Genomic DNA, 11,795 nt, shown 5'->3' on the forward strand with positions numbered 1-11,795 from the left:
TCTAGAACTTGATCTTCGGGGCCGTCTTGGCCCCCTCTTCGGCCTTGAACGGCTCTTTGCGCGCGAGGTGCAACAGGACTGAGTTGGTGAGCGAATTGGGGAAGCTGCGTATGGTGGTGTTGAAATCCTGCACCGACTGGTTGTAGCGCACCCGCGCCACGTTGATGCGGTTTTCGGTCCCCTCCAGCTGGTTCTGCAGGTCCATGAAGTTCTGGTTGGCCTTGAGGTCGGGGTAGCGCTCCACGACCACCATCAGCCGGGACAGGGCGCCGGAAAGCTGCGACTGCGCCTGCTGGAAATTCCGCATCGCCTGCTGGTTGTTGACGGCGTCGCGGGTCACCTGCACCGACCCCACCTTCGCCCGGGCCTCGGTGACCGCGGTAAGGGTTTCGGCTTCGTGCTTCGCGTATCCCTTCACCACCTCGACCAGGTTCGGCACCAGGTCGGCGCGCCTTTGGTATGAGGCCTCCACATCCCCCCAGGCCGCGAAAACCGCCTCCTCCTTGGCCTGCATCGTGTTGTAGCCGCAGCCGGAAAGCCCCAGGAGCGTCAGCAGGGCCAGTATCATTAGGATCGGTCTTTTCATGTTTTCATCCTCCTTGATTATCATGAGCACAATAATAATCATGACCTGGAGGAAAAGCCACCCTCTGCAAGAAAATTAATAAGAGTCGCAGCGAGGGTTCAGGGGAGGTAGCGCATGCCGTCGGCCAGGGTGCGGTAGGCGAGGAGGTAGAGAGAGGCGTTCCAGGACTGCCGGGGCATGCCCATAGGCTCGCCCGTCTCCCCTTGGAACCATTCGTTGAATTCCCAGCCGTTCACCCGGTTGGACCGGGCCAGCTTCTCCAGCTCCGACCACGCCTGCCTGGTCCTTCCCAGGCGCGCCAGGAGCAGCACCCAGAATCCCCCGACGAAGGGCCAGGCGCCGCCGTTATGGTACTGCCAGGCGAGATTCTGCCGGTGGCGCTGCATGTAGGGGCGCCAAAGCCTGGAGCCGGGCCGGATCGGGTATCCCACCACCCTTATGGGATGCGGCTGGTTCGCCTTCAGGGCCAAGATCGCTTCAACCGCCTTGTCGCCGGTGGAGGGGGGACTCACCCCGACCAGGTGCGCCATGATGTTGCCGAAGATGTCTATCTCCTCGCCCCAGTCGGAGAAGTTGACGAAGCTGAGATAAAAGGGGGACGGCTTGCAGCGGTTGCGGATGTAGTGGACCAGCAGGCGGGCGCGCTTGTGCGTCGGGACCACTCGGCCAAAAGGGGAGAGGAGCGTGTTCAGGTACTCTTTCGTCTCAGCCGCGCAGGGGAGGCCGTAGAGGGTCTTGGTCCAGTACCAAAGGACGTTGGTGTAGAGGACGTAACCCGCCCGCGGCATGATGTCGGCCCAGTCGCTTGCGTCCAGCTGCTGCAGCAGGCGCCAGACCTGGTGTTCCTGGCACTGGAGCCAGGAAAGGGCAAGGTCGGTCTGAGGGGCGAGCCGGGCTCCAAGCTCACTTTCGGGAAGAACGCGGTCCAGGAAGCGTATGGCGATGAGCCACCACAAGGTGGCATCGATGCAGCCGCAGTACCAGAAGTCCGCCTCCCCCAACTCCGGCTTCACGTACTTCGGTATCTGGCCGTTGCCGGCCTGGTACCGGGCCAGGGTCAGAAGCCCCTCTGCCGCGGTGCGGCGAAGCTCCTCGTCTCCCGACACCGCCATCCCCAAAGCGCAGATGGAGGCGTCCCGGCCGAAGATGCTGGTATAGTTGCGCCCCTCGGACCTCTGGTTCCTCCCCGAGGCAAGGATGCCGCCCGTGGTGGAGTTCTCCCGCAAAAGCGCCAGCGCCTCCCGGTAGCACTCCGTCAGCAGTTCATGGTCCATCGCCTTTCCCTTTGCTCCAGCGGCCGCGACAGTCACCCCTTAAGCGGCACCATCCGGTAGCTCGCCCTCCCCTTTTTCACCCGCACCACCAGGATGTGATTGACCGCTACCCCGTGGCGGGTGAACCAGACCAGGGGAGCGCCGGCACCGCCGGTGATGAAGGCGGGGATGCCGGCGAACTCGGAGCGGTCGTACAGGTGGGAATGGGCGAAGAAGAGTCCCTGCACCCTGCTTCCCGCCAGGATCTTTTCGAGTTGCTCCACTCCTTGGGTGAAGGTGTGCCCGCGCCAGCGCTCGGTCTGCGGAGGGACGTGCATGGAAACGAAAACGGTGGCCGGGCCGGAGGCGATTTCGCGGCGCAGGCGCTCCTGCTCGGCTGGGCGCAGCTCGCTGTCAGCGTTGTCGAGCGCCACCAGCCTGAGGCCGAGCCTGGCGACATCGAGCGTGAAGTTTAAAGGCCCCACCTCTTTCGCGAAGACTTCGCGCTCCTCGTGGTTCCCGACCACGACGAACACCGGGAGCTCGGGTACGCTGCGCCGCAACAGCGACAGGAAGTTGGCGGTTTCAGCCTCGCTTCCCTTGTTGGAGTAGTCGCCGGCATGCAGGATGAATAGAGGGTTGCAGGAGCGCGCCAATGCCAGCGCCAGCAAAAAAGTGCGGTCGCCGTCGCGGCTGTCGCCCATGACCACGAAGCTGTAGTCGTCAGGAAGGGCCTGCTGCGCCCTTGCCGCCAGAAGCGCGCTGGAGCGCTCGTAGAGCGTCTGGCCCTGGCAGGTTTGGTAGGCGAGCGGGACCAGCAACAGTGCAAGGAAGAGGCGTTTTAAAAGAGGTGCGGATGCTCTTGAGGAGGAGAAGGTCATTGTTGGCGGGAAGCCTTTGAGGGTGACTGAAGCATGGGCATCGATGTGGGAAATACAACGGATGGCGAAGCCCCAGGTTCAATATGTGTTTTTTAACGGAGGGCAAAAGTAACACAGATAGAACCGGCAGGCAACGCCTATGTCGGCATAAATTTGCAGGGAGAGCGGCCGCTAGCTCTTGGCGAGGCGCCGCTTCTTCCCTGACTCGTTCTTGGCCAGCTTGGCGATGCGGCTGTTCCTGTGGCCGGAGCGCGCCTTGGCCAGGTGCCGGTCCTTCTTCTTGGTTTCGCACTTGGCGGCTCGCCGTTCGACGCCCCACTTGGAGCGTACGGATACCTTGCTGCGACGGACCGGGATTTCGATCGCCTCGGCCGCGGACGCCACCAGCACGCGGTTCTTGATCTGCGGCAGTTCCGCCACGGGCACGGGCTGCGCCTCGCCGCTTCCTGGCGACCTGAAATCTGCGGAGGCGTAGGTGGAAACGTCCCTGCGCAACTGGTTGAAATTTTTTACGTTGTGGTAATCCGACCTCCTGGTCAGCATGATCACGAAGAGGTCCTGCTCGGGATCGATCCAGATGGAGGAGCCGCTGTAACCTGTGTGTCCGAAGGAGGCGTCGGAGAAAAAGTTTCCTTTCGGGGCCGAGAAGGGAGAGGAGATGTCCCATCCCAGGCCGCGCTTTACGCGCCCGTTGTTGCAGAGGTGGGGAGTGATCATCTGGGCGACCACCTGTTCGGACAGGATGCGCCTGCCGTCCAGGGTCCCCTTGCCGAGCAACAGCCGCGCATAGCGGGAGAGATCGTGCGCCGAGCTGAACACGCCGGCGTGCCCTGCCACCCCCCCGAGGCGCCTCGCGTTCTCATCCTGCACCACTCCGCCGCGGTTGCCGGAGGTTGGGGCGATCTCGGGAACGAGCCCTGCGGGCGGGAGGAACTGGGTCACCTTGGCCCCCAAAGGCTCGTAGATCTGCTCCTTGCAAAAGAGGTCCAGCGTCTCGCCGGAAACCCTGTGCACCAGTTCGCCCAGGAGTATGAAATTGATGTCGGCGTAGTCGAAGGAGGTACCCGGGCTCTTGCGGGCCAGTTGCGCCGCGGCCTTGCGGATCGCCCCCTGGATGGAGCCGACCTGGATGTCGGCAAGGCCGGAGGTGTGGGTCAAGAGGTGCAGCACGGTGAGCTGAGAGCCGGCAAATTCGGGAAACCAGCGGGAAACCGGGTCGGTCAGGCTGATCTTACCCTCGTCGATAAGCTTGATGACGGCAGGGGTTGTGGCCACCACCTTGGTGAGGGAGGCGAGGTCGAACACGGTGCGGTCCGTGATCGGCTCGGCGCCGGGGTCTGAATTGAGCTGGCCGCGGGAGGCCGTAGCCAGTATCCCTTCATGATTGCCGACCACCACGACTCCGCCGGCGATGAGGTTCTCGGACATGGCCCTTTCCAGCAACAGGTCTATGTTGGAGACCAGCCCCGGGGGAATGGGCTCCACTGAGGCGAGGAGATCCTGGGGAACCAGCAACGGGAACAGCATGAGTATCAGGATGATAACGCGCACGTGCTTCCTTGTATGTTCTGTGTCTGTGTCGCCGGCAGCGACGTAACCCTTCGAGAAGATCTTTCCGTCATGCTTTGCAAGAAGAACACCGAGTGGGATGATCGACTTGCGCTACGATACAGGAGCGGGCGTGAAAATAATGTGACGTGAGTCACTTATCGGCATGGTACAGGGGTACTTGAGGAGGGAGAAGGTAAAAGAGGCCCCGGGGACATGCCCCGGGGCCTCTTTTTGCTGCTTTGGTTGAAGCCTCCCCCCTTACTTCATGCTGGGGAGGTCATGCACGTCGAGGTGGCAGCCGAGGCATTTCGGGAAGCGATCCAGGATCGACTTCGGATGCGGCGCCTTGTGGCACTCGGTGCACTGCGGCACGTAGCCGTGCTTGTCATGGTGGCAGGTCGCGCAGTTGACCTTGGCATGCTTGCTCGGGGTCTTCTTCCACTTCTCGAAGATCTTGCCGTGGCAGGAGCCGCAGGTCTGTGCCGGCTCGCTGCTCGGATAATGGATGCTCTTCGGCTGGTGAACCGGGTGGCACTTGCCGCAGGTCTCGATGGGCTGATCCTTGTAGTGCGGCTTGTGGCAGTTGAAGCAGCTAGGGATGTAGCCGTGCGAGGTGTGGCATTTATCGCAGGAAACCTTGCTGTGCTTGCTGGGGAACTTGACCAGCTCTTCCTTCTGCGCCGGGTGGCAGGTGGCGCAGGTGTTGGAGAGCCTCTGGGTCATGGCTACCTTGCCGGGGCTGTGCGGGTTGTGGCAGGCGGAGCAGTCCTTGTTGGCAGGCCCGTGGATTTCGGTGTGGCACGAAGCGCACTTGGGCATGATCTCGTCGTAGTTCCCCTTCTTCGGGTTGTACGCGTGGATGGTCTTGTGGCACTGCTGGCAGTCGAAGCGGTGCCTCCCCCCTGCGTTTTTCAGAGCGCCGAAGACCGAGGTATGGCACTGGGCGCACTGGTCGGGGTTCAGCGGAGCCGGCGCTGTGGCGTAAAGCTCAGCCTTTACCGGGATATCGACGGTCGCAACCTTGGCTGCGAAGGCGGTGGAAGCGGCGAATATCACTCCCAGGAGCAACAGCGCCAGCGCGCTACATACTTTTTTCTTCATCTCCCCTCCAAAAAATAACAATGTATTCACAATCCGACTGATCCTAATACTACCTAAGCGGACCCTGTGTCAAGAAAGTTGTTTGGGTAAATCTAATTGGCGGGAAAACCGGTGGGGATGGCTGGTCGAAAGGCTCTAGAGGCGGTTAAGATCCTCGTGCGGCTCGTCGGAAGGGTTTATGTGTATCATCACGTCGCCTACGTTGTTGAAGTGGTCGAAAATTTCCTCCTTCACCTGGGTGGCTATGGCGTGCGAGCGCTTCACGGTCATCTCGGGATTCATGTCCAGCTTCAGATCGACGATGAGGAACTGCCCGGAGTGCCTGGCCCTTATTTCGTGCACCTGGTCGACCCCCTCCACCTTCTCCGCCAAAAGCGTTATGGCGCGCAAAAGTTCCTGCTCGGGCTGGCCGTCCATCAGTTCGTGAGCCGAGGAGCGGAAGGTCTGGTAGCCGATGCTGAAGATGAAGAAGGAGGTGATTCCGGCGGCGATGGGATCCATGACGGAGGCGCCGAAGTAGGCGAAACTGACGCCGATCAGGGTGGCGACCGAGGTGACGGCGTCTTTTCTGTGGTCCTTGGCGATGGCCAAGAGGGCCGGGCTCCCCAGGGAGCGACCCACCCGCACCGAATAGCGGTAGAGGAGTTCCTTGACCACGATGGTCACCGCGGCAGCAAGGACCGCGATCAAAGCGGGGTTGGGATAGGTCCCGTGCACCATGGTGGAGATGGAGCCGTAGAGGATCCAGGCGCCGGTAGCGCCGATGATGACGGAGACGAAGATGGCCGAGAGGCTTTCCGCCTTGCCGTGGCCGTAGGGGTGGTCTTCGTCGTAGGGCTTGCGCCCGAGCTTGAGCGCGACCAGGGTCATCCCGATCGCTATGAAGTCGCAGGCGCTTTCGACGCCGTCGGCGAAGACCGCCTCGGAGTCGCCGTAATGGCCGGCGGCCAGCTTCATGATCATGAGCATGGCGTTGAGCCAGAAGCCGATCCTTATGGCCCGGTCGGCCTTGTTGAAGCGCTCCCCTCTCAGCACTCGCGCACCTCGCGCAGATCCTTTACGGTCAACTGCAGGCTCTTTTTGCCGTTCCAGACGTTGATCCCGGGGGAGCAGACCAGGTCGACGCGCTGCGCCCCACCCTTGTCCGCAAGCCCGAAACCGATCGCCTCGAAGGCGCGCCCGCCGTGCACCACCTTGAGCTTCAGGTGCCCCCCCTTCAGGACCCGGCAATCCTCCACGCGCACACCTTTCATCAGGAAGAGCGGCTCGGGGTTCCCCATGCCGAACGGCTTCATCCGCTCCAGCTCGGAAACGAGCGCCTCGTCCACCGCATCCGGGAGGAGTTCCAGATCGTAGGCCAGGGTGGGGGTAAGGGCCTCTTCGTCGAGCGCCTGGGCCGCCTGCTCGAAGCTCAAGCTGAAAGAGTCCAGCTCCTCCTCGGCTATGGAAAGCCCCGCCGCGTGGCTGTGCCCCCCGAAGCGGAGCAGATGCTTGCCGCAGCTGCGGATGGCTTCCAACAGGTGGAACCGCGAGATGCTGCGCCCGGACCCCCTTCCGGTCCCGCCCTCGAAAGCGAAGAGGATCACCGGGCGGTGGAAGAGTTCGACGATGCGGGAAGCGACGATGCCGATCACCCCCGGGTGCCAGAGGTCGGAGCCAAGGACGATGCTCTTTCTCCCCCGGCAGGCCCCCTGTTCCAGCATGGCGCGCGCCTCGTCGAATGTGGCTCGCTCCAGCGCCTGGCGCTCGCCGTTGCTGTCGTCGAGAAGAGCCGCGATCTCGCGGGCACGGGCGCGGTCGCCGGTTAAAAGGAGCTCCAGCCCGAGCGCCGCGTCCTCCAGGCGCCCCGCCGCGTTTATGCGCGGCGCGAGCCGGAAACCGACGGCGCCGCAGCCGACCTCCCCGGTAACCCCGGCCACTTCCTTGAGCGCCGCGATACCGACCCGGGACCCGGCCGACAGCTGCTTCAGGCCGTAGCTCACCAGGATGCGGTTCGCGCCCAATAGCGGCACCACGTCAGCCACGGTGCCAAGCGCCACGAGGTCCAGATACTCCTTCAGGTCGGGTTCGCCGGCAGTGAAACAGTTGTCGGCGCGCAGTCTCGCGCGGAGCGCGATCAGAAGGTGGAAGGCAACACCTACGCCGGCAAGCGACTTGAACGGAAAGGGGCAGCCGGGCTGCAGCGGGTTGAGCACGGCGAGGGCCTCGGGGAGGCGCTCGCCGGGGGCGTGGTGGTCGGTAACGATGAGATCGATACCGCTTTGGCGGCAAAGAAGCCCCTCGTCTATCGAGGTGATGCCGCAGTCCACCGTGACCAGCACGGTCGCCCCACCCTTGGCAGTTGCGGCGACCCCCTGCGGGGAGAGGCCGTACCCCTCGGTCAAGCGCTTCGGGATGTAGGGAAAGCAGTCGATGCCGACGGCCCGGAAAAAGCTGATCAAAAGGGCGGAGGCGGTGACGCCGTCCACGTCGTAGTCCCCGTGCACGCAAACACGCTCATGGCGTGTGCGCGCCAGCGCGAGCCGCTCAACCGCCTCTGCCATCCCCTTCATCAGCAGGGGGTTTTCCAGACCGGAAAGCACCGGCGACAGGTAGGCCTTCGCCCCTATTTCCCCGTCGATGCCGCGGTTGGCCAGAAGCCGCGCCAAAAGGGCCGGGAAACCGCAACGGGTGAGCGCGTCCACGGCAGCGGGGTCAGCCTCGCGCGGCCGCCAGATTTTGTGGGTGATTGGTTGCATCGGAACTCCGTGGTGCTGCGGGGCCCGCCGGTGGGCAGGCTTTAAGCCAGGGGGAATAATAGCATAAGGACCTGGGGGTCGCGAACTTAATGTGGAACTACGCGCCGAGGGGGACTGGCTCGGCAGGTGCCTGTCCCCCCTTCAGCGTCGCCTGTCCCAGAAAAGCGTGCGGCGGCTGGCAACGGCAAAAAAAAACCCGCCGGAGCGGGTTTTTTTCTGGTCCTTATCGCCTACTTCTTGAAGCTCCCAGGCATCTGGGTCAGGTTCGCCATGTCGTTCTTGATCTGCTGGGCGGTAGGGCTCGTGGAGTCGAACTGCAGGTACTTGGTCCAGACCTGCTTGGCCTTGTCGTACTGCTTCAGGTCCATGTAGTAGACCACGCCCAGGTTGTAAAGGCTTTGCAGATGCTTGGGGTCGATGGCTTGAGCCTTCTCGAAGTTGGCGATCGCCTTGTCGTACCAGCCGATCTTGCGGTACATGATCCCCTGGTCGGTCATGACGTTCACGTTGTTGGGATCGAGCTCCAGCACCTTCCCGTAGGCGTTGACCGCTTTCTGGGGCTGATCGGTGTCGAAGTAGTCGTTGCCGAGCTGGGACCATGCCTGCAGGTTTTTCGGGTCCTGGGCCACGATCTTCTCGGCCTCGACGATGCGCCGCTGGTAATCGGTCGGTGAACCTGCTCCCTGCGGCACGGCCGCGTTGGAAGGAAGGTTCTTGTTGCCGGCCACGTTGAAGATGATGTAGCCGCCAAGCATGCCGACGATCAGAGCCACTGCTACGGTGAGTAAATTTTCCTTGCTCACGATGCCTCCTTAGGCCGCCTTCGCTTCCGGCGCTTCCGAAGATTTCTCCCAGAGCGCGACGATCGGGCTAGCGACGAAAATGGATGAATAGGTTGCCACCAGCACGCCGACTACGAGCGCAAAGGCGAAGTCGTTGATTACCTCGCCGCCGAAGAGATACAGGGAAACGGCAGACAGGAAAGTGGTGACCGAGGTGATGATGGTACGGGAAAGCGTCTCGTTGATGCTCCGGTTGAAGATGATGAACATCGGGTCCTTGAGGCTTTTGTGCATGTTCTCGCGGATACGGTCGAAGACGACGACGGTGTCGGTCAGCGAGTAGCCGGCGATGGTGAGGACTGCGGTGATCAGGAGGATGTTGACCTCCTTGTGAAGCACGTAGAAGACCGCGATCATGGCGAGAACGTCGTGCATGGTGGCGACTACGGCGCCCACCCCGAACTTGAAGTCGAAGCGCCAGGCGATGTAGAGGATGATCCCGAGCATCGAGAGCGCCACGGCGATCAAGGTGTCCTTTTTCAGCTTTTCGCCGATGGAGGGGCCGATCTCGGTGGAGCTTTCCACGGTGAAGGCGTTGCCGGCCAGATTCTGTTTGAGCGCGTCCTCGACGTTTTGCGCCGACTTCACGGATTTGTGCATCTTGACCAGGATCTGGTTGCCTCCGGTGATCTCCTGGAGCTCGACCTCGTGGATGCCGCCTTTGCCAAGCGCGTCGCGCACCCCCTGCGTGGTCACCGGCTGGGCGAATTTCACCTGCATGGCGATGCCGCCGGAGAAGTCGATCCCCATGTTGGCCGTGCCGCGCCCGATGGCGATGACGCCGAGGATGCCGACGATGGCGACGATGCCGGAGATGATGAAGGAGATCTTCCTCAACCCCATGAAATCTATGTTGGTATTTCTCAGAAGTTCCATTGGTCTCCCCCTTATATGCTGAGTCTCTTCACGTTGGCACGCTCCAGGTAGGCGTCAAAGATGACCTTGGTGGAGACGAGCGACGTGAAAAGGTTGATGATGATACCGAGGCTCAGGGAGACCGCGAACCCCTTGACCGGGCCGGTGCCGAACTGGAAGAGCACCGCCGCGGTGATCAGGGCGGTCACGTGCGAGTCCATGATGGTGAGAAACGCCTTGTCGTAGCCGGAGTCGAGCGCCGCGTGCGGCGTCTTGCCGAGCCGGAGCTCCTCCCTGATCCTCTCGAAGATGAGGACGTTGGAGTCGACCGACATGCCTACCAGAAGGACGATAGCGGCGATGCCCGGGAGGGTGAGCGTAGCGCCCAGCGCGGAGAGGGCACCCATCAGGAAGAGGATGTTGAGCACCATCCCGAAGTTGGCGACCATGCCGCAAAGCTTGTAGTAGATCGCCATGAAGCCGACCACTAAAAGCACGCCGATGAGACCGGCCATGAGCCCCTTGTGGATCGAGTCCTTACCCAGGGAAGGTCCCACCGTCACGTTCTGCAGGATCTTGACCGGGGCGGGGAGCGAACCTGCGCGCAAGACGATGGCGAGGTCGGCCGCTTCCTTCTCGGTGAAGGAACCGGAGATCTGGGCGCTGCCGCCGGAGATCCTCTCCCGTATCACGGGGGCGGAGTAGACGTTGTTGTCGAGCACGATGGCGAAACGCTTGCCGACGTTGGCCGCGGTCACCTGATCGAAGAGCCTTGCGCCGGTCGAGTTGAAGTCGATGGCGACGTAGGGCTGGTTGTACTGGGAGTCGATGCGGATCTGGGCGTCGGTCAGGAGGTCGCCGGTGATGATCGCCTTCCTCTTGACCACGATCGGGGTCTCGGAGACAGCCCCGGTGGCGGCGTCGCTTCTCTTCTCGTAGAGGAGCTCGTCGTCCGCCGGGATGCTGGAAGCGCTGGCAGTGGCGGCGTTGATGGTCTCGTCCACCAGCTTGAACTCCAGGCGTGCGGTCTTGCCGATCAGGTCGATGGCGCGCTTGGGATCCTTGATGCCCGGGAGCTGCACCACGATGTTGGTCAGCCCCTCGCGCTGGATCACCGGCTCGGAGACGCCGAACTGGTCGATCCTGTTCCTGATGGTCTCAAGGGCCTGGGCCACGGCGCGGTCTTTTCTCACCTGGGCCTCTTTCTCGTTGATGCGGACCTGCATCCCGATGAAGCCCCCTTCATCGGTCGCGGGGAGGATCTGCATGTCGGGGTACTTCTTCTTGATCAGCGCCTGTGCTGCGTCGGCGCTGCCGCGATCGTACAGGGTGAGCTGCACCTTGTCGTTGCCGACGCGGGCGATGCTCTTGTAGCGGAGGTTCTGCTGGGTAAGCGAGTCTTCCAGGTCGGTCGCGATCAGGTCAAGCGACCCTTCGACGGCCTTCTCGGTCTCGACCCCCATGACCAGGTGGGTACCCCCCTGCAGGTCGAGACCCAGGTGGATCTTGTCCTTGGGAAGCAGCCCGCTCCACCAGGAGGGGAGCGTGTCGACAAGCGTCGGCGTCAGGTAGACGAACGAGGCGATGATAAAGATGAGAATTAAAGAGATGCGCCAGGTATAACCCTTCATGGGAAAAGCTCCTTTCGGAAAAATTGGATCAGTGCACTAGTCCTGCTTGATAGATGCAATGTAACCCTTGTTGATCCTGACGTTGACGCCGGGGGCAATCTCCAGGGTCACCACCTGGTCGTCCAGGGCCGTCACCTTGCCGTGCATGCCGCCGGCGGTCACTACCTGGTCCCCTTTCTTCAGGGCGTCCAAAAGCGCTCTGTGCTCCTTGGCCTTCTTCTGCTGGGGCCTGATCAGCAGAAAGTAGAAAATGGCGAACATGAAGACCAGCGGGATCAACCCCTGGAATTGCGCCATCATCCCTCCTGCCTGCGCGCCCGCGTCCTGAGCCGCATTTGCAACCGCCACACCAAACAT

At 62.2% G+C, this 11,795-nt stretch carries 11 protein-coding genes; all 11 read right to left on the minus strand.

Annotated elements, in window-relative coordinates:
* Window position 1: 1 nt before the first annotated feature.
* The 11 genes from K419_RS0103315 to yajC all read right to left on the minus strand — a co-directional run bounded on the left by K419_RS0103315 (window position 2) and on the right by yajC (window position 11,795).
* A complete protein-coding gene (locus tag K419_RS0103315; protein ID WP_026840326.1) occupies window positions 2-586 on the minus strand; it encodes a LemA family protein in 585 nt (194 codons plus the stop codon).
* A gap of 98 nt (window positions 587-684) precedes the next feature.
* Window positions 685-1,860, minus strand: a complete 1,176-nt coding sequence (locus tag K419_RS0103320; protein WP_026840327.1) for a glycoside hydrolase 100 family protein — start codon at window positions 1,858-1,860, stop codon at window positions 685-687.
* A gap of 32 nt (window positions 1,861-1,892) precedes the next feature.
* Window positions 1,893-2,720 (minus strand): metallophosphoesterase family protein, encoded by an 828-nt coding sequence (locus K419_RS0103325; protein ID WP_026840328.1) that lies wholly within the window; start codon window positions 2,718-2,720, stop codon window positions 1,893-1,895.
* Window positions 2,721-2,891: 171 nt separating this feature from the next.
* Window positions 2,892-4,271 (minus strand): serine hydrolase domain-containing protein, encoded by a 1,380-nt coding sequence (locus K419_RS21505; protein ID WP_026840329.1) that lies wholly within the window; start codon window positions 4,269-4,271, stop codon window positions 2,892-2,894.
* A gap of 258 nt (window positions 4,272-4,529) precedes the next feature.
* Window positions 4,530-5,372: a cytochrome c3 family protein gene (locus K419_RS0103335; RefSeq protein WP_026840330.1), complete on the minus strand. Its 843-nt coding sequence runs from the start codon at window positions 5,370-5,372 to the stop codon at window positions 4,530-4,532.
* 135 nt (window positions 5,373-5,507) lie between these two features.
* A complete protein-coding gene (locus K419_RS0103340; RefSeq protein WP_026840331.1) occupies window positions 5,508-6,407 on the minus strand; it encodes a cation diffusion facilitator family transporter in 900 nt (299 codons plus the stop codon).
* On the minus strand, window positions 6,401-8,110 hold the full coding sequence (gene recJ / locus K419_RS0103345; protein ID WP_026840332.1) for a single-stranded-DNA-specific exonuclease RecJ: 1,710 nt from the start codon (window positions 8,108-8,110) through the stop codon (window positions 6,401-6,403). The genes K419_RS0103340 and recJ overlap by 7 nt, the downstream gene beginning before the upstream one ends.
* Before the next feature lie 230 nt (window positions 8,111-8,340).
* Window positions 8,341-8,913, minus strand: coding sequence for a tetratricopeptide repeat protein (locus K419_RS0103350; protein WP_026840333.1), 573 nt, complete (start codon window positions 8,911-8,913; stop codon window positions 8,341-8,343).
* A 9-nt stretch (window positions 8,914-8,922) separates the two neighbouring features.
* Window positions 8,923-9,828, minus strand: coding sequence for a protein translocase subunit SecF (gene secF, locus K419_RS0103355; RefSeq protein WP_026840334.1), 906 nt, complete (start codon window positions 9,826-9,828; stop codon window positions 8,923-8,925).
* Window positions 9,829-9,839: 11 nt separating this feature from the next.
* Window positions 9,840-11,438: a protein translocase subunit SecD gene (gene secD, locus K419_RS0103360; protein ID WP_026840335.1), complete on the minus strand. Its 1,599-nt coding sequence runs from the start codon at window positions 11,436-11,438 to the stop codon at window positions 9,840-9,842.
* Between the two features lie 36 nt (window positions 11,439-11,474).
* A complete protein-coding gene (gene yajC, locus K419_RS0103365; RefSeq protein ID WP_012530865.1) occupies window positions 11,475-11,795 on the minus strand; it encodes a preprotein translocase subunit YajC in 321 nt (106 codons plus the stop codon).

This window comes from Citrifermentans bremense R1 (assembly GCF_000426865.1).
GTDB lineage: Bacteria > Desulfobacterota > Desulfuromonadia > Geobacterales > Geobacteraceae > Geomonas > Geomonas bremensis.

Bases quoted from the DNA above. Each gene is read 5' to 3' on its own strand.
- K419_RS0103315 (WP_026840326.1), bottom strand. From the start codon at position 586: ATGAAAAGACCGATCCTAATGATACTGGCCCTGCTGACGCTCCTGGGG.
- K419_RS0103320 (WP_026840327.1), bottom strand. From the start codon at position 1,860: ATGGACCATGAACTGCTGACGGAGTGCTACCGGGAGGCGCTGGCGCTT.
- K419_RS0103325 (WP_026840328.1), bottom strand. From the start codon at position 2,720: ATGACCTTCTCCTCCTCAAGAGCATCCGCACCTCTTTTAAAACGCCTC.
- K419_RS0103335 (WP_026840330.1), bottom strand. From the start codon at position 5,372: ATGAAGAAAAAAGTATGTAGCGCGCTGGCGCTGTTGCTCCTGGGAGTG.
- recJ (WP_026840332.1), bottom strand. From the start codon at position 8,110: ATGCAACCAATCACCCACAAAATCTGGCGGCCGCGCGAGGCTGACCCC.
- secF (WP_026840334.1), bottom strand. From the start codon at position 9,828: ATGGAACTTCTGAGAAATACCAACATAGATTTCATGGGGTTGAGGAAG.
- secD (WP_026840335.1), bottom strand. From the start codon at position 11,438: ATGAAGGGTTATACCTGGCGCATCTCTTTAATTCTCATCTTTATCATC.
- yajC (WP_012530865.1), bottom strand. From the start codon at position 11,795: ATGTTTGGTGTGGCGGTTGCAAATGCGGCTCAGGACGCGGGCGCGCAG.